This window comes from Streptomyces sp. NBC_00335 (assembly GCF_036127095.1).
Classification (GTDB): domain Bacteria; phylum Actinomycetota; class Actinomycetes; order Streptomycetales; family Streptomycetaceae; genus Streptomyces.
Map to the genome: position 1 here is coordinate 8,422,404 of NZ_CP108006.1, position 19,060 is coordinate 8,441,463.

The window sequence follows — 19,060 nt, forward strand, 5'->3', positions numbered from 1 at the left end:
CAGGAGCCCTCCGTGCGTCCTGGCTCGTCCCCCACCCTCCCTCGGGGCGCTCCGTGCCGGACGGCTTGAGCAGACCCGGCAGCTGATCCTCGCCATGCTGAGCTCCAAGGCGGCCCGACCGCTGCGGGAGCAGGGCCGCAGACACCGGTGCCAGTCGGTGGAGGCGGCGCTGGCCGAGCTCACGGCGCAGGCCGACCCGGTGGCCCGCCGCCGCGCGGTCGCCGTGCTGTACCTGCTGGTCAGCGCCCCGGACTGGCAGGCCATGCGGCTGCAGGCGGGGCTCTACGGGGCCGAGGCCGGCAAGGCTGCCGCCTGGGCGGTGCGGGTGCTCACGGACGAGCTGCGCCGAGACCCGGACGGCCCGCTACGGGACCCGGGCGGATGACCGGCGAGGAGGAGGGTGGGGGATTCGGCGCACTCGGCCGCCGCGCTCGCCCACCGTGAGCGGCTCGGGCTGCCCGGCCGCCCCAGAGTGGCAGTGGTGGTGCAGGAGCTGGTGGTACCCGAGCGCGCCGGGGTCCTGCCGCCTCCGTCTGCTCCGGCGCCGACCGATGACCGGGGCCGCGCCCCGCACTGACCCGCGCCGGCCGGTCACCGACACGCCCGCCTACCGCAGCCCCGGCAGGGCGTTTCCAGATGGCCTGTCACACGCCTGTGACGCGGACCGGACCATTCCACCCACACAAGATCACTAGTTTTCCTTCCGTAGCCGGCAGCCCGAACTCAACGGCCTCCACCGGAAGAGACCACGGCGGCTCTCCCCACCCACGGCAAAGCTCCAAGGAATCGTCATGCGTACCGCGCTCCGCGTCACCACCACCGCCCTTGCCCTCTTCGGCGCGGCGATCGTCGCCCCCGCCACGGCCTTCGCGGCCCCTGCCCCTGCCCCGGCCCAGCAGGATTCCCCCGCGCGCACCCTGGTGGTCGCCGAGAACTGCGTCAAGAGCCAGGTCATCCCGTCCCTGTTCGACGGCCTGACGGTCAAGCTGACCAACAGTGCCCACACCGGCGCCACGGCGCAGCTGCGCGACGAGAGCGGCAAGGTACTCGGCACGGTCGACCAGTCCAAGCCGCTGGACCTGGCCAACGGCCTGCGGATCGACGGCGTGCTGTCCACCGCGCCCGTCTTCAAGCAGCGCACCCAGGGCGGCGACGCGCCGTGGACCGCCACCGCGTTCCCGAAGCTGCCCAAGGACTGCAACACCGCCGGCAGCCTCTACTCCACGACGAAGTTCGGCAGCCTGACCGTCAAGACCTACAAGGCCGGCCCGCAGCTCTTCAGCTCGTACATCGTCGAGAACGGCAAGCGTGTCGGCTTCCTGCACCCGGCGCCCAACGCCTACCAGGACGTCCGCAAGGTCGGCGACCGCTACGTCCGCCTCACCGTCGACGGCGAGATCCACAGCTGGACCGGTGCCACCACCGTCTCCCCGAAGCTCGGCGTCTATTCGGTCGCGGGCGGCACGAAGGTCCGCCTGGTGAAGAAGGACGGGCTGTACGGCGTCCAGATGACCTCGCGCGGCACCTGGAGCAACTGGACCTACTTCGCCAAGGGCAAGCCCGTGATCCTCCAGTCCGACAACACCATCGTCGTGCTGAACGCGAACGGCACCCTCTCCAACTTCGTCTACGGCATCGCCCGTCAGACCGCACCGGTCTGGAACCGCGCCTGATCATCCGCCGACCGGCCGCCGCCCCCTGCCGCTCACCCACTGACCCGGCTCGGGCACCGTCCCACCCGCATCACCCGCATCACCCGCACCACCCCGAAGGGGGCCGCCTCGGCAGACACTCTGCCGAGGCGGCCCCCTTCCGTGCGTGGAGTCCCTTTCGCTCCTGATCGCTGCTGAGTTCAGGAGCCTTCGATCGGCCCGGCCCGGTCCCAGCCGGGCGCTCGCACGTCGATCGTGAGACCTCCCGCCCCGACCTCCTCACCGCAGGTCCGGCACGTCGACGTCAGATCCAGGTCGTGCTCGGTGTCGTGTTCCGAACCGGGCCCGCCGCGATGGCGGAAGGCGACCGGGGGAGTGTCGACCGCCCAGCGATCGCCCCAGGCCAGAAGCGCGCGCATCACCGGTGCGAGGTCACGGCCGGCCTCCGTGAGGTGGTACTCGAAGCGCAACGGGCGCTCGCTGTAGGCGTGGCGCTCGACCACGCCCGCCTCCTCCAGAGCGCGGAGTCTGGCGGCGAGGCGGTCGCGGGGAGCGCCGGTGTTGCGCACGATCTGGTCGAAGCGCTGGTTGCCGTAGAAGATCTCGCGGATCGCCAGGAGGGCCCAGCGTTCGCCGACGAGTTGCAGTGCGGCGGCCACGGAGCACGGCCGGCCGGGCACTTCGGGGTGCGGAACCGAGTTCTCGCCCTGCTTCGCGTTCGAGGTCACGTCCCCATCCTCTCTCTAGTGCGTTGTGTTTTCAAACTCACACGGCTAGCCTCCGGTCCATGACAGTTGGAAAATCAAACCCTCACAGGGCGACCCGAGCCGTGTTCGCGACGGTCGTGGCCGCGGTCTTCATGTCCAACCTCGACCTCTTCATCGTCAACGTGGCCCTCCCGGCGATCGGCCGCTCGTTCGGCGACAGCGACCTCGGCTCCCTGTCCTGGGTCCTCAACGGCTACGCGATCGTCTTCGCCGCGCTCCTCGTGCCCGCCGGCCGCATCGCCGACCGCTCCGGCCACAAGCCGGTCTTCCTGACGGGATTGGCGGTGTTCACCCTCGCCTCGGTCGGCTGCGCACTCGCCCCGAACGTCGAGACGCTGGTCGCGGCACGGCTCGTACAGGCCGCCGGCGCGGCGCTGCTGATGCCGACGTCGCTCGCACTGCTGCTCGACACGACGGCGCCCGAGAAGCGCGCCGGGGCGGTGCGGGCCTGGGCGTCGATCGGCGGGATCGCCGCCGGACTCGGACCGGTGGCCGGCGGGCTGCTGGCCGAGGCCGGATGGCGCTGGGTGTTCATCGTCAACGTGCCGGTGGGGGTCGCGGCCTTCGTCCTCGGAGCCAAGGTGCTGCCGTCGCCCGGACGCGCCGGGGCGCAGAAGAGCCCGCTGCCCGACCTGTTCGGTGCCGCCCTTCTCACCGGATCGATCGCAGCGCTCGCACTCGGCCTGGTCAAGGCTCCCGACTGGGGTTGGACGAGCGCCGGCACCCTCGGAGGCCTGGCTGCCGCGGTGCTGCTCGGCGTCTGGTTCGTCCTGCGCTCGGCCCGCCACCCCGTGCCGATCGTCGAGCTCCCGCTCCTCCGGGTTCCGGAATTCGCCTCTGCCGCGGCAGCCCTGACCCTGTTCACCGTCGCCTTCGCCGGAATGCTGCTCGGCGCGGTGTTGTGGTGCCAGGGCGTGTGGGGCTACTCGGCGCTGCGCACCGGGCTCGCCATCGCGCCGGGACCCTTGCTGGTACCGCCGGTCGCGCTGCGGATCGGTCCCGCCGTCGCCAGATTCGGTGCGGGCCGCGTCGCGATGGCGGGGACCGTCCTGTTCGCGGCCGGCATCCTGTGGTGGGCCGCGACGCTCGACACCGGCTCGGCCTACGCCGCCTCGCTCCTGCCGGGCATGCTGCTGACCGGCCTCGGCGTCGGCATGACGCTCCCGGTCCTGACCGGGGCCTCGGCGGCAGCACTGCCGCCGTCCCGCTTCGCCACGGGCTCGGCCATCACCTCGATGGGCCGCCAGGTCGGCGCGGTCCTCGGCGTCGCGATCCTGGTCGGCATCCTCGGCACACCGGCCCCCGCAGGCATCGTCGCCGCGTTCCAGCACGGTTGGTACGCGGTCGCCGCGGCGTCCCTGCTCGCCGCGTGCGCGACGGTCCCGCTCGTCCGCAAGCCGCGACCGGCCGCCGCCACGACGACCGGTCGCGCAGAGGCCGCGATGGTGGGCGACGCCTGAGGAGAGGGCCCCGTACGTGGACGGCGGACGGGACCCGCACGCGCCCGAAGGGCCGCTGACGGGCCACGGGACCAGTCGGCGCCAGAAAGTTACCGAAGGGTAGTCATGGGGTGAGTCGGGGAGGTAGCGTCTGCCTTCTTGAAGGGAGCACCATGCCTCGTACGCTGACGGTGTCAGACAGCATCGTCGTCAATGTCCGCCCCGCAGAGGTCTACCGGCGCGTATCCGATCCTGCGCGGATGGGTGACTGGAGCCCGGAGAACCTCGGCGCCACCGTGCGCGGGGGTACCCGGGAACCGAGCGTCGGGATGGTCTTCGACGGGCGGAACAAGCGCGGCGCCTTCCGCTGGACCACCCGGTGCACCGTGACGGCACTCGAGCCGGACAGGTTGTTCCGGTTCCGGGTGCATGCCATCGGTGTCAAGCGGCCGCGGCTGCCGGGTCCCATCGCCACATGGGAGTACCGCTTCGAGCCCGTCCCGGAGGGGACCCGGGTGACCGAGACGTGGACCGACGACCGCCGGTCGTGGCCGGACTTCGTGGCGAACACCTTCGACCGGGTGGCGACCGGCGGAAGCGTCTTCGCCGATTTCCAGCGCAGGAACATCGGTACGACCCTGCGCAACCTCAAGAAGGCTTTGGAAACGGGCTGACATACCGGTTCCGCACGCCTCGGTCAGCCGGACATGGGTGAGAACACCTACGGCGTGCGGGTCATGGGCTTCAAGGTTCAACACGATCGGTCAGCGGCCCCGCGCGCCAACCCGGGAGACCCTTGTCCAGCCACTCCTCGACGGTCCGCCGCCACGGGTCGGTGGAGTCGCTGTCGGCGACATCCGCCCACGTGTCCGCAGCCGACTCCGGATCGACGACCAGGCAGTCGAGGTAGGCGTCGAAGCTGTCGGCAACCTTGGTGAAGACATCGTTCGACAGGTGTCCAGGCCAGGAAATGCCATGCAAGAAGGCGTGGAGCTGACCGTGGGTAGCGGGATTCAGATCCAGGAACAGGGTGTCGCTGCCGCCGTTCCGGGCAATCGGCAGAAGGCCCGTGAGCGAGACCTCATCGGCGAGCCACCCCTGACGACTGCGGCGGTATTCGCCGAGCAACGTCCCCCAGCCGTACTCGCCATCGCCATCGCGGCCGAGTTGGTAGAGGTCGTCGAAGCTCTGCAACGGCTCGGGTTCACAGTCGGGCAGGCGGACCGAGTAGGTGAGGCTCTCCCCGCCCGCCAATTCCAGGAACGACCGGTATGACGCCGGCAGGGGCAGTCCGATCTCCTGCTCAAGACGTCTCAGCTCGGCTGCTTCGAACGGCCTGAACGGCCCCACGACCAAGCGGCCCCGATACCAGCGCGATATTTCCTCCGACACGGACCGATCATCGCACCTACGAAGGACCCGAGCGCCGGCTTCCACCTGCTCCGGAAGATGATGCTGCTACAGCAGCCCCGCAATGGTCGTTCGGATCCGCCGCTCCCGCCGATACGCCCCTGGCGGGGCGCCGAAGTGCCGTTTGAAAGCCTTCGCGAACGCGAATTCCGAGGTGTAGCCGGCGTTCTCGGCCACGGTGCTCAGCGAGTCGGCCGTCTCGCGCAGCATCCGCGCCGCGACGGCCATGCGCCACGTCGTCAGGTAGCTGAGCGGCGGCTCGCCGACCACCGTGGTGAACCGCCGGGCGAACGCGGCGCGCGACAGCCCGGCCCGGCTCCCCAGCGATTCGACGGTCCACGGATGCGCCGGGTCGTCGTGGATCGCTTTCAGCGCCGGGGCGATCAACGGGTCGTTCAGTGCCGAGGCCCAGCCCTGCGTCTGCTCCTTGGGCAACTCGGCGTACCAGGACCGCAGAATGTAGAGAAGCAGCAGATCGACCAGCGTCGTGACCACCGAGTCCGAACCCGGCTGAGGCTGGTGGATCTCGGCGCAGAGCTGGTCGACCGCCGAGCGCAGCGCAGGATGGCGGCCGGGGCTGGCCGGGAGGTGGATGACCTCCGGGAGCTCGTCGAGCAGCGGATGCGGCCGCTCGATGTCGAGGTGGTAGGCCCCGCACACCAGCACGCTGCGAGCGCCGTCGCCCTCGATGGTGAAGGACCCGATCGGCGAGGAGGTGTCGACGCGGTCCGGTTCGAAGGCGACCAGCTCGCTGGTGATCGCATCACAGATGGCGTGATCGGTGCCGCGCCGCAGGAACACGACGTCGCCGGGGCCCAGGGCGATCGGATCGCCGCCGACCGGCAGGAGAAAGCAGCGTCCTTCGACGACGACGTGGAATCCGGCTCCCGCGATGGGCTGGAAGCGCACGCCCCACGGCGCCTGCGCGTCGGTACGGACAACGGACGGACGCCCGGTGCGCAGGGCCGCAAGCGTGTCGCTGAGTATGTCCATGCGCTCACCCTACCGTGCTGATGTCGAGACGATCAGACAAAGAATCAAGACTTTAGGCCATCCACTGTCTTGCTCGGCAAACGTAGCGTCCTCTCCATGAACAACACAGCACACACCAACACGGCACACACCCAGCGTGTCGTCGTCATAGGCGGCACCTCCGGCATCGGCTTCGCCGTCGCCCAGGCCGCAGCGACCCAGGGTTCGAACGTGGTCGTCGCCTCCAGCGACCGGAGCCGGGTCGACCTGGCGGTGAAGAAGCTCGGTGGCCCGGCCGAAGGCGTCTTGCTGGACGTCGCCGATGAGGCCGCGCTCGCCGCCTTCTTCGACCGGATCGGCGAGTTCGACCACCTCGTCTACACGGCGGGGGAGTCCCTGCTGCTGAAGCCGCTCGCCGCCCTCGCGGCCGAGGAGTCCCGGGGGTTCTTCGAGCGCCGCTTCTGGGGTGCCCTGCTCGCCGCGAAGTACGCGACGCCGAAGCTCCGCCCCGGCGGCTCGATCACCTTCACCTCCGGCGCCTTCGCCACCCGGCCCGCCCCCGGAACCCTGCTCGGCGCAAGCGTCACGGCCGCCGTCGAGGGTCTGACGCGCGCCTTGGCCCTGGAACTCGCCCCACTGCGGGTCAACGCGGTCCGCCTCGGCGCGATCCGCACCGAGCTTTGGGACAGCACCGTGCCCGAGCCGGAGGCCTTCCTCCAAGCGCAGGGCAGCGGCCTTCCCGTACAGCGCGTGGGCACCCCCGAGGAGGCCGCGGCGGCCTACCTCTACCTCCTGAGCAACGGCTACGCGACCGGCACCGTGCTCACCCTCGACGGCGGAGCCGCACTGGCCTGACATCGCCTGCTGTCGGACCGGCACACCGGTCCGACGGCCTCGGCATGTCCTGCCGGAGGATGCGGCGCCAGCCTCGTTGCGTTCCAGAAGTCCCTGGTCACCGGCCCGCCCGCCCCGCCTGCGTGCGGGCCGAGGACAGCATGAGCCCCACGTTCATCGGCTACGAGCCCTGCACGCTGCACGGAGTGCAATGGATCCGCCTGCGAGATCCCCTGCGCTCCGGCGTGTGCTAGACAGGGAGTAATCAAAGGGGCATTTTGCAGCAGCTCAAGCTCGGAATCATGTCGCAGACCCGCAAAGAGAACGAACACCGTCTGCCGATTCACCCAGCTCACTTCGAACGCATCGATGCCGACCTTCAGTCCAACATCTATCTGCAGACCGGTTACGGCGATCACTTCGGTGTTTCGGACGGTCAGCTCGCTCCGTGGGTCGCCGGTTTCCGCTCACGCGAGGATCTGATCACAGAGTGTGACGTCATCCTGTTGGCCAAGCCGCTGCACGAAGATCTGGCGGACCTGCGGGACGGGCAGGTGCTGTGGGGGTGGCCGCACTGCGTGCAGGACGAGAAGGTCACGCAGGCCGCCATCGACCGCAGGCTCACGGTGATCGCCTTCGAGGCGATGAACCACTGGACCCGGGACGGGGGGTTCAGCCTGCACGTCTTCCACAAGAACAACGAATTGGCCGGCTACTCGTCGGTGCTGCATGCCATGCAGCTGACCGGGGCGACCGGTGACTACGGACGCCGGCGACGTGCGGTGGTGATCGGCTTCGGCGCCACCGCCCGCGGAGCGGTGACCGCGCTCAGTGCGCTGGGCGTTCACGATGTGGACGTGCTGACTGCCCGCGGCATCGCCGCCGTCAGCTCACCGATCCACTCGGCACGGATCGTGCACTTCGACCACGACGAGGCCGACGACACCCTCGACCCGCGGCGCAGCATCGTGCTCACCGAGGACGGCCCGGAGCCGCTGGCCGACTTCCTGGCCGGGCACGACATCATCGTCAACTGCGTGCTCCAGGACACCGCGGCGCCGCTGATGTTCCTGATAGAAGAGGACCTGCCGAAGCTCGCGCCCGGCACCCTCGTCATCGACGTCTCCTGCGACGAGGGCATGGGCTTCGCCTGGGCTCGGCCCACCACCTTCAACGCGCCGATGTTCACCGTCGGTGACCAGGTCCACTACTACGCCGTGGATCACAGCCCCTCCTACCTGTGGGACGCGGCCACCTGGGAGAACAGCGAGGCGCTGATGCCGTTCCTGCGGTCGGTCCTGGAAGGGCCGTCCGGCTGGGACGGCGACCACACCATTCGCCGAGCGATCGAGATCCGCGGCGGCACCGTCCAGAACCCGGCGGTCCTGGCCTTCCAGCATCGAGCCGCACAGTACCCGCACGCGCTGCTCTGACCCGATGCCACCTGGTCGACGGCTGACCCGTACAGGGTCCACCGTCGGCCAGAAGCCCCGAGCGGGCCTCAGTGACGGTATGCGGCTGTCGCGATCTCGATGAACGACCGGACCAACGGGTTGGTGTCGTCCGCGTTCCACGCCACCACCACGGGGCTTGGCGCCATGTCGATCAGCGGGATCACGGCCAGCTCTGCGGGCAGATCGTGCCCGAGCGGGGCCAGGCCGACCGTGCCGTTCCACAGCACGGCCTGCAGGCACTCCTGGACGACGCGCACCACGGGGCCCTCGCGCGGCTCGCCACCGTTCCAGTACGACTGCCAGAGCGGGTCGGTCCCCTGCGGGAACTGGAACCAGCGGCGTGCTCCCAGGTCGGCCAGCCACAGCTGTTCGCGGCGGGCCAGCGGGTCGTCGGCGCGCAGGACCACGCCCACAGGATCGGTACGCAGCTCACGCACCGCCAGCGCGGTCTCGTTGAACGGCGCCCGGGTCAGGGCGACATCGACCAGGCCGGCACGCAGTCCGCAGGTCGGGTCGGTCAGGTCGGTGTCCCGGATGCGGATGTCGACGCCGGGGTGGCTTCGACGGAAGGCGGCGGCCAGCCTGGCGGCTCCCGGGTCGGTGCTGTCGCCCAGAATCCCGATGGTGATGGTCGCGGCGCCGGCCGCTGCGCGTACCCGTGCGCGGACGCGGTCGGCCTGGTCGAGCAGGGCCCGCGCCTCATCGAGCAGCACCGCGCCCACCGGCGTGAGCGTGACGCCGGCAGGCGAGCGGGCGAACAGCAGGGCACCGATCTCGGTCTCCAGCTGCTTGATCGATCGGCTCAGTGGCGGCTGGCTCATGTGCAGTCGGGTGGCGGCTCGGCCGAAGTGGAGTTCCTCGGCGACCGCGACGAAGTAGCGCAGGGTACGTAGCTCCACGCTGCGACGATACCCAAGCGGTATCGGCTTCGCCGCATGGGTCTTGGACAGGTGCGGGTCCCCGGCGGTGCACTCGGGGCATGACCGAAGAAGCCGCTCGGCCACCGACCTCTCCTGAAGCCGCGCCATGACACCACCGGGCAGTCCTCCACCTGACCGGCGCGGCCGGAGCGCTCCCACCTTTCACCTTCCGGGCCACCCAGACCATGGCCCGGGCCTTCTCCAGGGGTTGCCCTGGTATTCGACGGGTCACCTGCAAGCCGGTGACCGTGGACGGGAATCATGAACATCGCGTACTGGATCGTCGCCGGACCGCTCGCCTTCTTCTACCTCTACGCAGGCGCGATGAAGCTGGTCCGTAGCCGAGATCAACTCCGACCGATGATGGCCTGGGTCGATCGCATGCCCCTGTCCGCCGTCAGGGCGCTGGGGTCAGTCGAAATGCTCGGCGCGGCCGGGCTGATCCTGCCGCCCCTGACCGGCATCGCACCCTGGCTGGCACTGGCCGCGGCCATAGGGTTCGTGCTCTTGCAGATCGGTGCGATCGCCGTCCACCTCACCGGCGAGGACCGTCGGGTCGCACTCAACGTCGGGCTCATCGCAACTGGGGCGGTCGCCACCTGGCTGGCCGGCACCTGGCTGTGATCGAGCACACCGAGGCGGTGAGCAGATCCGCTGTCCCGCGGCCGCGCCGGCGGAGTGCCGGTGCCGCCCCCGGTGTGGCTGCCCGAAGACGTTGCGGCGTTTCTACCTCAGGCCATTGCCGAATCTGATTCAGTCGTCCTCGGGCTGGCTGCTGGGAGGAGACCTGATCATGCTGAACGCTCTCGCCGACAACGTCTTGTGCGGATTCTGCCGGGCGACGCAGGAGGACGGCGAGGCCCGCACAGCGCGGATGGTGAACGGCCGTCTGGCCGTGACCTGGCACGCCGCCTCATGCCCGCACCTGGCCGCCGACCGGATCTTGGCCGAGCGGGAGTGAAGCCCGGTGGCGTCCGGGGTGGCCGCATCGCTTCAGCCCATCGTTCGTCTCTCCGGCAAGCTCGCGGCCTTCGAGGGCGCCTGCAGGCTGGTTAGGTCCACGCTCCGCGCATCATCCGGCCCTGACGGGCCAAAAGCGCCGCATGAGAAGAACTCGCGGTCCTTCGGTGCGCGGTGCATGGCCGTTGCTCCTCCTCCCTGCCCAGGCCGCCCTCATGGTGGGCCTGGGACGGCTGGTCACCGGGCCCGCGGCCCGGCGCCGGCCGCTGTCGGAGGAAGGATCGGCCGCCCGGGACCTGGTGGAGCGCCGCGGCGAAGTCGCCAACGCGGTATCGGAGTTCTTCTCGCTGCTCGCCGGCACGCAGGCGGTCATAGGCGTGGCCCTGGTCTGCATCGTCGGCCTGCTCACGCTTCCCCGCCTCCCGCTCCGGACCGAAGCGCTCTTCCTCGGAGCCTCGGTCGCCGTGCAGTCGGCGATCTTCCTGCTGGTGACGTCCTTCGTCGACCGCCCCCGTCCCGACGTACCCCAGCTGGACGTGGCGCCGCCGACGTCGAGCTTCCCCTCCGGACACGTCGGAGCGGCCCTCGCCCTCTACGGGGGCCTCGCCGTCATCGCCGTGCTGCGCATGCGCGGCCCCTGGCGCTACGCCGTGGCCGGGTCCCTGCTCCTGATGGCGCCGGCCGTCGCGCTGGTGAGGCTCTACCGGGGCATGCACTACCCCAGCGATGTCGTCGGTGGCCTGCTCAACGGCACGGCGACCCTGCTGATCGTCGGGTTCGCGCTGTTGTACGGGCGCGAGTCCACTCCGGAGCAGGCCCGCGCACCGCGGCCCGGCCCGGTGCCCGACCCCCGCACCGGCGGTCCTGTCATCGTGGTGCGCCACCCGCACGGCTGCCCTGACGCACTCGCCGACCGGCTGGGCGCAGTGCTGCGCGGCCACGGCCACCGGGACGTGCACTGGATCCTGACCTCCGCCGAACGAGCCTGCGGCACCCTGGCCGAGGAGCTCCCGGCCGTCCGGCCCCGCCTCGTGGTGGTCTGCGGGGGCGACGGCACCCTGCGCGCCTGCGCCGACGTTCTGGCCGGCACCGGGATCCCGCTGGTCCTGGTGCCCTGCGGCACCGGGAACCTCCTCGCCCGGAACCTCGGTCTCCCGATGGACCCGGTCGCCGCCCTCGACGGGTCCCTGACGGGCGACAGCTTCGGGATCGACGTCGGCCGGGTCTGGGGCGACGGCCTCGCGCCGACGCGGTTCACCGTCATGGCCGGCGCCGGGTTCGACGCCGCCATGGTCCGGGACGCCTCCCCGCGGCTCAAGTCGAGGATGGGCTGGGCCGCGTACGTCCTGTCGGCCGTGCGGCACCTGAACGATCCCGGTGTCCGGCTGACGGTGCGCATCGACGGCGGCCGCCCCCGACGGCGCCGCGCCCGCATGGTCGTCATCGGAAACGTGGGCACGCTCCAAGGCGGCCTGCCGCTCCTGCCGACGGCGCGGCCGGACAGCGGGCGCCTGGACGTGGTGCTGTTCGACCCCCAGGGCGCAGCCGGATGGTTCACCGCAGCCGGCCACCTCGTGTCGCACCTCCTGGGCCGCGGCGTGACGGCACCCACCGGAGCGGGGGCCGCCAGAGCGGCCGGGGGCGGGACGGTGGCCGGGGGCGGGACGGTGGCCGGGCGCAGCGAAGCCGGGGGAGCGCTGGAGTACTTCACCGCGACCCGGATCGACGTCCGCTGCGCCGCTCCACAACCGCGCGAACTCGACGGCGATGCCGTGCGCGACGGCGTCCGCCTCACCGCGGAGGTCGAACCGGGCGCCCTGCGGGTGTACCTGCCCCGCGCGCCCTGGGCTGCCGCCGCCGCGGAAGAGGCCGGTGCACCTGCCGAACGGGCCGCGCCCCTTCCGGCGGCTCCCGGCCCGGTGCCCTGAGGCGCGGCCGACCGCGTACGGGTTCCCGGCCCGTCGGCCGACCGCCGCTCGGCGGGCCCGCTCGGGCCCCGCCGGTCCGGGCCGGCTCCGCAGGTCGGAAGCGGGCCCGGGACGGCTCCGCAGGTTTCGTAGGCTCCACGAGAAGGCAGGAACGCGATGGGCACGGCGCGACGGGTACCGCAGCAGCACGACGTGAGCGGTGAGGAACTGTCCGCCGACGAGGCGTGGACGGCGCTGCGCCGCTACGGCGGCTGGAGCCTCGCACGCGACTCCTTCGTACGGTTCCGCTACGCGGACGGCTTCAGCCACGCCCGCGCGCTCGCCCTGCAAACAGTCCTGTCCATCGTCCCGCTGGCCATCGCCGCCGTGGGGCTGTCCGGCGTCCTGCACACCGAGGACGCGGGCCGCGTGGTCGAGCTCACCATCCGAGGTCTCGCCAGCGGCCCCGGTCAGGCGGTCGTGGACGAGGCGCTCAGCGAGAGCAGACGCCATGCCGGCGACGGCGGCCAGGCGGCGCTGTGGCTGGGCCTGCTGTTCTCGCTCGTCAACGTCACCACGAGCCTCTGCCAGGTCGAGCGGGGCGCCAACCGCATATACGGCAACGAGCGGGACCGGCCCTTCCTCAAGAAGTACACCCGCGGCCTGGTGATGTCGGCGCTCGCGGGTCTTCCGCTCGGACTCAGCTTCATCCTCACCGTGACCGGCACCCACCTCACCCACGCGCTGGGCGAGGTCTACCAGCTCTCTCCCGCTACGGTGCGGGCCTGGGATTTGCTGCGCTGGCCCCTCGGCGTCCTGCTCGCCGTCCTCGCCACCAGCGCGATCTTTCGGCTCTCCCCGCGCCGCCGTCAGCCCGGCTACACCTGGCTGGCCTTCGGGGCCGTCGTCCACCTGCTGCTGTGGAACCTGGCGACCTGGGCCCTGAGCCTGTACATCGGCGAAAGCAGTTCGTTCACCAGCGTCTACGGGCCCCTCAGCACGATCGTGTCGTTGCTGCTCTGGTCCTACCTCACCTCGATGGCGCTCTTCCTCGGCCTCTCCTTCGCAGCTCAACTGGAAGCGGTGAGGGCGGGGGTGCGGGAGCCGGTCACGGCCGACCCCGGTGTCTGACGCCCCGGCCCGGCCCCGGCACCAGCCCCAGCCCCCTTCACCGCTCCGGTTCCCACCTCCATCCGGCCCCCACCTCCATCCCTTCCCCGTCTTGATCCCGTTCGTCGGCGGCCGGAGGACCGCCACCGGCACACGAGAGGAACCCGCCACCATGGCACGGCGCACAGACAGTTCTCGACGACGACCGCTACGGAGCCTGCTGACGCGGCATGCCGGGCCGGACGCCACCTTCGGCGCGAGACTCGTGCTCGCCGCGGCCGCGACCGCCCTCACCTCCGTGCCCTTCGTACTCGCCCTGGTCCTGGTGGAGTCCCGGTGGCCTCCGCTGCACCGGCTGGACCGCGCGACGGCCGAGCGCCTGCACACCGCCGCGCTCGCCCACCCGAACGGCGTCCGCCTCCTGCGCGTCCTCTCGGACTTCGTGTGGGATCCGGTGACCATGCGCCTCCTGGTGGCCGCGCTCGTGGCCTGGCTCGTGGGCCGGCGGGCCTGGCGGCTGGCGGCCTGGGCCTCCGTCACGGCGGTCGCCGGCGGCCTGATCGGGCTCCTGGCCAAGACCGCAGTCGAACGGGCGCGCCCGCACCTCCCGGATCCCGTCGCCCACGCGCCCGGCTTCTCCTTCCCCTCCGGACACACGATGACGGCCACCACCACGTGCGCCGTCCTGCTCCTGGTCCTGCTGCCCGTGGTACCGCCCAGGTGGCGCCCGCTGCCCTGGGCGCTCGCGCTGGTCACCGTGGTGGGCGTCGGCTACACGCGCGTCGCCCTGGGGGTCCACTGGGTCAGTGACGTCGTCGGCGGCTGGCTCCTGGGGCTCGCCGTGGTCACCGCAACGACACTGGCCTTCGAAGCCTGGCGGACGGACACCGGACGACGTCGCACGACGGTGACCGAGGGCCTGGAACCGGAGCTCACGGATCCCGACCCCGAGGCGCCCCCGACCGTTCCGGAAGGAGCAGCAGCTCCCGGCGGAGCGGCCGGCTCGCGCGGTCACGGCCCCCGTAGGCCAGCCAACGGATCTGATCAGCCACGTTGAGGCGGACCTGCCCTTCCGGGTGCACGTCCGGCACGGCACCACGAGGCGCACGCCGGCGCCGGGGGGTGTGAGCTGGGCCCGGGGCTTGCTGCCGCCGTCGGCGAGGGCTCTGTACAGGCGTACCGCGACGCCCGCCGCGCTCTAGGGCAAGCAGAAGGGCCCGGATCCTTGTGGATCCGGGCCCTTCTGTTCAGTAGCGGGGACAGGATTTGAACCTGCGACCTCTGGATTATGAGCCCAGCGAGCTACCGAACTGCTCCACCCCGCGTCGGTAAACCTCACTCTACGCCACCGCAGGACCGCCCTTCACCATCTTTTCCCCTGCTCAGGGGCAGGAGCGTCGTCGGCCGAGGTCGAACCGTGCTCGGCGCCGTCCCAGACCAGGCTTCTGCCCGACGCACGGCCACGAACACGCGCAGGTCATCCAGAGCCAAAGCACCCAAGCCACAGCTGGGGTGCGCGGAGCAATTCCCAGGATTGACCGGGGTGCCGGAGTGCCAGAAGGTTGCAGGGCCCGGGCGGCAAGCCGTCCGGCGCCTTCGTGCGGATCCGGCCGGGCGAAGGCGCTGTGCGGGTGCCGACCAAGCCGTTGTCGAAGGGACCCGGACACCGTGCCTGATCTTCCTGCCACGACTCATCGGGCGGTCACCCTGCTGCGTGAGCTCGGTGCCGAAAGCATTGCCCACCCCGGCGGAACCCTCCTTACCCACCTCCAGCGCGTACAGGCGCGGCTGGCGACATGGAAGGCCCGTCCGGCCCTCCAACTCGCGGGCCTGTGTCACGCGTTCTACGGCACCGACGGTTTCCCCACAGTGCTGCTGCCACTGGACCGGCGCAATGACCTTGCAGCGGTGATCGGCGCCGAGGCCGAGGCCATCGTGTACCTGTACGCCTCATGCGACCGGAAGGCCACGTACCCGGCTCTCGACCGGGCCGACGCGGCCTTCCGCGACAGGTTCGACGGCCACTCCTCCTTTCCAGGGGCGCAGTTGTGCCGGGACTTCACCGAACTGTCGGCGGCCAACGAACTCGATCTCGCCATCATCGATTCCGCGTTCCGCGAGAAGTGGGGGCATGAGCTGCTCGCCCTGTTCGCCAGACTCCAGGACTTGCTGAGTGCTGCCGCCTGGTCCGAGTGCCGCACAGTACTTGCCACTTCCGCCTCTCAGCTCACGGACAACCGTCCGCTATAGGCCTGTTGGTAAAGTGGATCAAGGAATCCTGCTTGGGGGCGACGTGGCTACAACCGGCACCAGCAGATCGGAGAGAGTGGCGGACCGTATCCCACGTGGTCGAACGGGACGACCCACTGGTGTTCGCCTGGGCCGTCACGGATGGGGGCTTGGAGCAGGCCCACTCCTGGCACCTCCGGGGAGGGGAGTAGAGGAATCGGCTGCGCCGACCCGTCGGACCCGCGCGACCCTTCACGCCCCAAGTGCCGTGTGACACAAGTCAGTTATGTCGCACACCTATGCGATCATGAACGGCAGTTTCCGGCCGCTCGCCGGATTCTCCCTTATGGATTGCAGAGGATTATGAAGCCCAACGCGTTCGTCCGTGCCCGGCACGGCCTGCTTGTTCTTGCCGCCTCCCTCGGCCTCGTCCTCGGCCTCTCGGCCGCTCCGGCCCAGGCTGTGCCGAACATCTACTACCTGGGCGTCGTGGAGATCCGCGCGCAGCACTCCGGCCAGTGTCTCGAGGTGGCGGACTGGAGCACGGCGAACGGCGCGGCCGTCCGCCAGTGGCCCTGTACCGGTGGCGCCAACCAGAAGTGGGAGCGCTGGTCCCTGGCGGACGCCGAGTCGTACTTCTACGTGAACGTCAACAGCGGCAAGTGCATGGAGATCGGCGGCTGGAAGACCAACAACGGTGCGACCGCCAACCAGTGGGACTGCCACTGGGGCCTCAACCAGACCTTCTACGGCCAGTCCAGCTTCGTCACGAACCCCTCGTACGTCTACAACAAGTGCCTGGAGATAGCCGACTGGAGCACGCAGGCGGGCGCCCCCGCGCGGCTGTGGACGTGCACCGGCGGCGCCAACCAGCGCTTCAGCATCAGGGCCTGAGCCCCCGGGCGGGCGCCGGGCACCTGCCCGACGCCCGCCCATTCGCACGGATGGACAGCCTGCCGCGTTCCCCGCGGTGTTCAGAGGGATGGCTGAAGCGGAGTCCGACCCTGCCCGATGGGAGTTCCTGCGGGTTCCCAGGGATAGAGCGGGACGTTTTCGCAGCAGTTCGAATGCAGCGCCGATCCCGGTGGGGAACGCGTCCAGTCGAGGCCGTGATTCCGATCGTGACCTTCACGATGGACAACTGGCAGGACGAGTATCGCCGTGTGCGTCAGAGCCGCGGTGGTACCCGTGCCGTGCTCAGCGGCCGAAGGTGTCGATTCCCTCCACGAGCCAGTGTCCGTCGCGGTTCACCAAGTCGAGGGCGAGCATCGCGCCCGCGTACACGCCTTGGTTCTGGGGGCTCTGCTTCTCGGTCCCCGCCGTGCTCACGCTGCTCTGGTCGGCGTAGACCAGGACCCGTGCCCGGTCGCCGTCGATCCGCTCGACGGCGCTGTCCGTGACGGCGGTGGTGATCACCGTCTTCTGCTTCTCGGCCTGGGCGAGGACCTCGCCGAAGAGCGCCCGGTGCTGGGTGACGGCCTTGCCCGTGAGCAGGGTCTTCGACGCGCTCTCGAAGGCCGCGGGCTTCGCGTGGTCGTAGGAGAAGAGGGAAGCGACGGCCTTGGCGGTCTGTCCCTTGATCTCGCTGGTACGGGCGAGGTCGGTGAGCGCGGTGTTGGCGCGCACTGGATCGTTCCGCAGTGCCGAGGCCCGGCTGTGGGCGAATCCGGCGAAGGCGCCGAGGAGGACGGTGAGCGTGCAGAGGATCAGGAGGGGAGTGAGGTATTTCCCATCGACCTTGACCCTGCCGGACACCCCGGCCTCTTCGCCCGATTCCGGCGGGTCCTGCCGCTTCGTGCCGGCCGTCTTTCGCTTGGCTGCCGTCTTCCCCATCGGTGTCCGGGATGGCCCGGGCTCGGGCAGGAGGCCCACGGGTGTGTGGGACGCGTCGCCGAGGACCTCCTCCGAACTGGTGCCGTCGGTCGCGTGCGCTGCGGGGACCGACGGGTTGCCGACGGCCTGACGGCGGCGCTGGCGGTTGATGAGGTGGCGGGTCGTCGACATCGTGCGTGTCCTCTCGGGTGCGGGCGTCTTTCGCGGTACGGCGGCCGGTCAGCCGGAGGACGCCGTACCGCCGACGGGTGCCTGACCCAGCGCGCTGAGCTTCCACTGGCTCCCGGAACGGGTCAGTTCACCGAGCATGCGGCTGTCCTTGTCGCTGCTCTTGTCGTCGGCCGTCTTCACTGTGATGCGCAGGGCGACCAGCACCCTGGCCCGCCCTGCGCGGTCGTCCAGCTCGGTGACGGCGCCGGACAGCACCCGGGCCGTCGTCACGGTCTTCGCCGCCTTGACCTGAGTCGTGAACTCCGTGCGCCCTTGCACGAGTTGGTCGTGCAGGTCGCCGGTCGTGGACGACTCCCACAGGTCGAGGCCCTGGTCCACCTTGGCGTGGTCGAGGGTGTTGAGGTTCTGCACGGCCTGTTCCGCCGCCGCGAGCGCCTGGTCGCGCTGGACGGCGTACGCGGCGGACTCGTCATGGCTCGCCCCGTACCAGTCCTGGGCCGCCCACGCGGCGAAGCCGCCTGTGAGGAGGGTGAGCCCGAGGGCGGCGGCCAGGACCGGCCGGGTGCCGGTGCGGGCGCGGACCGTGCGTGTCATGGGGTGCTCTTCTCTCCCGCGCATCTCTCAGCGGGCCTTGATGTCGACGATCTGCCACCGGTCACCGTGGAACTGCGCGGTGACGGTGAGCTGGGCCGCCGACGAGGTGGTGGCACCCTCGTCCCGCCGCGAGGTCTGGTCGAGGAGGACCAGTAGCCGAGCGGTGTTCCCGTCCAGCTCGATCACCCCGGTACGGACGGCCTGCGTGCTGAGGGTGATCTTCTGCGTCTCCAGGTTCGCGCGGAGCTGGGCGAACAGGTCGCCGTACTGCCTGGCGGCCCGCCCCGCGAGGACCAACCGGGCCGATCGCTCGGTGGCGTCGGCGCCGGTGGGCGTGTAGGAGAAGATCCTGGCCAGGCCGTCACTGACCTCGCCGCTCACCCGCTCGGTGGCCGCGGTGTCGGTGAGGGCGCGGTTCTGGGCGGAGGGGGTGGAGCGCAGGTGGTGCGCGCCGTAGAAGAAGGCGCTTCCGCCCAGGAGCAGGACGGCGACGGCTGCCGCGAAGGCCGCCGTGCGCCACCTGCCGCCGAAGCGAGAGGGGGAGGGGGAGGGGGAGCCGGAGTCGCGGAGATCCGCGCCGTCGTGGTCGTCGGAGTCACTGCCGGCCCCGCCCTCGGCGGGCGTGCTCGTCCCGGCCGCGCCGATGGGTCCGGTCGCCTCCGCCTCCGCCTCGGTGTCGGCCGGTTCCGCTCCATCGTGTTCGGCCGCGACGCCAGTTGACCCCGCCATCGCGTCTTCTGCGACCGCTGCCTCCGGCCCCTCCGCCATCTCCGGCCCCCGGGCCTCCGCGCGCCTGTCCGTCGTCTTC

The 19,060-nt window shown here is 70.7% G+C and carries 21 protein-coding genes and 1 tRNA gene; 14 read left to right on the forward strand and 8 right to left on the reverse strand.

The genetic code is table 11. The annotated features are described in order from the left end of the window. Window positions 1–94 precede the first annotated feature (94 nt). The 3 genes from OHA37_RS38080 (at window position 95) to OHA37_RS38090 (ending at window position 1,673) form a co-directional block, all read left to right on the forward strand. Window positions 95–385, forward strand: a complete 291-nt coding sequence (locus tag OHA37_RS38080) for a hypothetical protein (RefSeq protein WP_266913688.1) — start codon at window positions 95–97, stop codon at window positions 383–385. Window positions 386–400: 15 nt separating this feature from the next. Next, window positions 401–577: a hypothetical protein gene (locus tag OHA37_RS38085; RefSeq protein ID WP_266913690.1), complete on the forward strand. Its 177-nt coding sequence runs from the start codon at window positions 401–403 to the stop codon at window positions 575–577. 214 nt (window positions 578–791) lie between these two features. After that, on the forward strand, window positions 792–1,673 hold the full coding sequence (locus OHA37_RS38090; protein WP_266913692.1) for a hypothetical protein: 882 nt from the start codon (window positions 792–794) through the stop codon (window positions 1,671–1,673). Between the two features lie 179 nt (window positions 1,674–1,852). Here the strand turns inward: OHA37_RS38090 and OHA37_RS38095 are convergent, their stop codons facing one another. Further along, a complete protein-coding gene (locus tag OHA37_RS38095; protein WP_266913694.1) occupies window positions 1,853–2,380 on the reverse strand; it encodes a winged helix-turn-helix transcriptional regulator in 528 nt (175 codons plus the stop codon). 101 nt (window positions 2,381–2,481) lie between these two features. On the opposite strand from OHA37_RS38095, the gene OHA37_RS38100 reads away from it, so the two are divergent. Both OHA37_RS38100 and OHA37_RS38105 read left to right on the forward strand, forming a co-directional pair. Continuing rightward, window positions 2,482–3,879, forward strand: coding sequence for an MFS transporter (locus OHA37_RS38100; protein ID WP_266913696.1), 1,398 nt, complete (start codon window positions 2,482–2,484; stop codon window positions 3,877–3,879). A 152-nt stretch (window positions 3,880–4,031) separates the two neighbouring features. Beyond that, a complete protein-coding gene (locus OHA37_RS38105; RefSeq protein ID WP_266913698.1) occupies window positions 4,032–4,532 on the forward strand; it encodes an SRPBCC family protein in 501 nt (166 codons plus the stop codon). 70 nt (window positions 4,533–4,602) lie between these two features. Here the strand turns inward: OHA37_RS38105 and OHA37_RS38110 are convergent, their stop codons facing one another. After that, window positions 4,603–5,250: an SMI1/KNR4 family protein gene (locus OHA37_RS38110; RefSeq protein ID WP_266913700.1), complete on the reverse strand. Its 648-nt coding sequence runs from the start codon at window positions 5,248–5,250 to the stop codon at window positions 4,603–4,605. Between the two features lie 66 nt (window positions 5,251–5,316). After that, window positions 5,317–6,261 (reverse strand): AraC family transcriptional regulator, encoded by a 945-nt coding sequence (locus tag OHA37_RS38115; protein ID WP_266913702.1) that lies wholly within the window; start codon window positions 6,259–6,261, stop codon window positions 5,317–5,319. 96 nt (window positions 6,262–6,357) lie between these two features. On the opposite strand from OHA37_RS38115, the gene OHA37_RS38120 reads away from it, so the two are divergent. Further along, the gene (locus OHA37_RS38120; RefSeq protein WP_266913704.1) at window positions 6,358–7,095 is read left to right on the forward strand and encodes an SDR family oxidoreductase; all 738 of its coding nucleotides are present in this window, start codon (window positions 6,358–6,360) and stop codon (window positions 7,093–7,095) included. A gap of 257 nt (window positions 7,096–7,352) precedes the next feature. Further along, complete coding sequence (locus OHA37_RS38125) at window positions 7,353–8,507, forward strand: N(5)-(carboxyethyl)ornithine synthase (RefSeq protein WP_266913706.1); 1,155 nt, start codon at window positions 7,353–7,355, stop codon at window positions 8,505–8,507. A gap of 68 nt (window positions 8,508–8,575) precedes the next feature. Here OHA37_RS38125 and OHA37_RS38130 read toward each other — a convergent pair whose 3' ends face one another. Beyond that, window positions 8,576–9,427, reverse strand: a complete 852-nt coding sequence (locus OHA37_RS38130; RefSeq protein ID WP_266913708.1) for a LysR family transcriptional regulator — start codon at window positions 9,425–9,427, stop codon at window positions 8,576–8,578. A gap of 282 nt (window positions 9,428–9,709) precedes the next feature. On the opposite strand from OHA37_RS38130, the gene OHA37_RS38135 reads away from it, so the two are divergent. From OHA37_RS38135 to OHA37_RS38155, 5 genes are all read left to right on the forward strand, one after another. After that, on the forward strand, window positions 9,710–10,072 hold the full coding sequence (locus OHA37_RS38135) for a DoxX family protein (protein ID WP_266913710.1): 363 nt from the start codon (window positions 9,710–9,712) through the stop codon (window positions 10,070–10,072). A gap of 169 nt (window positions 10,073–10,241) precedes the next feature. Further along, window positions 10,242–10,409: a hypothetical protein gene (locus OHA37_RS38140; RefSeq protein ID WP_266913712.1), complete on the forward strand. Its 168-nt coding sequence runs from the start codon at window positions 10,242–10,244 to the stop codon at window positions 10,407–10,409. A gap of 184 nt (window positions 10,410–10,593) precedes the next feature. After that, window positions 10,594–12,336: a diacylglycerol kinase family protein gene (locus OHA37_RS38145; RefSeq protein WP_266913715.1), complete on the forward strand. Its 1,743-nt coding sequence runs from the start codon at window positions 10,594–10,596 to the stop codon at window positions 12,334–12,336. A gap of 156 nt (window positions 12,337–12,492) precedes the next feature. Then, window positions 12,493–13,446: a YihY/virulence factor BrkB family protein gene (locus OHA37_RS38150; protein WP_266913717.1), complete on the forward strand. Its 954-nt coding sequence runs from the start codon at window positions 12,493–12,495 to the stop codon at window positions 13,444–13,446. A gap of 151 nt (window positions 13,447–13,597) precedes the next feature. Continuing rightward, window positions 13,598–14,482 carry a phosphatase PAP2 family protein gene (locus tag OHA37_RS38155; protein ID WP_266913719.1) on the forward strand — a complete coding sequence of 295 codons (885 nt, stop codon included), beginning with the start codon at window positions 13,598–13,600 and terminating at the stop codon, window positions 14,480–14,482. Window positions 14,483–14,676: 194 nt separating this feature from the next. Here the strand turns inward: OHA37_RS38155 and OHA37_RS38160 are convergent. Further along, a tRNA-Met gene (locus OHA37_RS38160) sits at window positions 14,677–14,750 on the reverse strand. Between the two features lie 343 nt (window positions 14,751–15,093). Here OHA37_RS38160 and OHA37_RS38165 point away from each other — a divergent pair. Continuing rightward, complete coding sequence (locus tag OHA37_RS38165) at window positions 15,094–15,675, forward strand: DUF6817 domain-containing protein (RefSeq protein ID WP_266913721.1); 582 nt, start codon at window positions 15,094–15,096, stop codon at window positions 15,673–15,675. Window positions 15,676–16,017: 342 nt separating this feature from the next. Further along, on the forward strand, window positions 16,018–16,548 hold the full coding sequence (locus OHA37_RS38170) for an RICIN domain-containing protein (protein WP_266913723.1): 531 nt from the start codon (window positions 16,018–16,020) through the stop codon (window positions 16,546–16,548). A gap of 303 nt (window positions 16,549–16,851) precedes the next feature. Here OHA37_RS38170 and OHA37_RS38175 read toward each other — a convergent pair whose 3' ends face one another. The 3 genes from OHA37_RS38175 to OHA37_RS38185 are packed head-to-tail and all read right to left on the reverse strand — an operon-like array spanning window position 16,852 to window position 18,981. Further along, window positions 16,852–17,658 carry a hypothetical protein gene (locus OHA37_RS38175; protein ID WP_266913725.1) on the reverse strand — a complete coding sequence of 269 codons (807 nt, stop codon included), beginning with the start codon at window positions 17,656–17,658 and terminating at the stop codon, window positions 16,852–16,854. A 48-nt stretch (window positions 17,659–17,706) separates the two neighbouring features. Then, entirely contained in the window at window positions 17,707–18,252 is a 546-nt protein-coding gene (locus OHA37_RS38180; RefSeq protein WP_266913727.1) for a hypothetical protein, read from the reverse strand. Window positions 18,253–18,279: 27 nt separating this feature from the next. Next, entirely contained in the window at window positions 18,280–18,981 is a 702-nt protein-coding gene (locus OHA37_RS38185) for a hypothetical protein (RefSeq protein ID WP_266913729.1), read from the reverse strand. Window positions 18,982–19,060 lie beyond the last annotated feature (79 nt).

Excerpts from the sequence above, each read along its gene's own strand:
- OHA37_RS38155 (WP_266913719.1), top strand. The coding sequence starts at position 13,598 with ATGGCACGGCGCACAGACAGTTCTCGACGACGACCGCTACGGAGCCTG.
- OHA37_RS38185 (WP_266913729.1), bottom strand. The coding sequence starts at position 18,981 with ATGGCGGGGTCAACTGGCGTCGCGGCCGAACACGATGGAGCGGAACCG.
- OHA37_RS38180 (WP_266913727.1), bottom strand. The coding sequence starts at position 18,252 with ATGACACGCACGGTCCGCGCCCGCACCGGCACCCGGCCGGTCCTGGCC.
- OHA37_RS38105 (WP_266913698.1), top strand. The coding sequence starts at position 4,032 with ATGCCTCGTACGCTGACGGTGTCAGACAGCATCGTCGTCAATGTCCGC.
- OHA37_RS38115 (WP_266913702.1), bottom strand. The coding sequence starts at position 6,261 with ATGGACATACTCAGCGACACGCTTGCGGCCCTGCGCACCGGGCGTCCG.
- OHA37_RS38175 (WP_266913725.1), bottom strand. The coding sequence starts at position 17,658 with ATGTCGACGACCCGCCACCTCATCAACCGCCAGCGCCGCCGTCAGGCC.
- OHA37_RS38090 (WP_266913692.1), top strand. The coding sequence starts at position 792 with ATGCGTACCGCGCTCCGCGTCACCACCACCGCCCTTGCCCTCTTCGGC.
- OHA37_RS38150 (WP_266913717.1), top strand. The coding sequence starts at position 12,493 with ATGGGCACGGCGCGACGGGTACCGCAGCAGCACGACGTGAGCGGTGAG.
- OHA37_RS38170 (WP_266913723.1), top strand. The coding sequence starts at position 16,018 with ATGAAGCCCAACGCGTTCGTCCGTGCCCGGCACGGCCTGCTTGTTCTT.
- OHA37_RS38135 (WP_266913710.1), top strand. The coding sequence starts at position 9,710 with ATGAACATCGCGTACTGGATCGTCGCCGGACCGCTCGCCTTCTTCTAC.
- OHA37_RS38120 (WP_266913704.1), top strand. The coding sequence starts at position 6,358 with ATGAACAACACAGCACACACCAACACGGCACACACCCAGCGTGTCGTC.
- OHA37_RS38140 (WP_266913712.1), top strand. The coding sequence starts at position 10,242 with ATGCTGAACGCTCTCGCCGACAACGTCTTGTGCGGATTCTGCCGGGCG.
- OHA37_RS38080 (WP_266913688.1), top strand. The coding sequence starts at position 95 with ATGCTGAGCTCCAAGGCGGCCCGACCGCTGCGGGAGCAGGGCCGCAGA.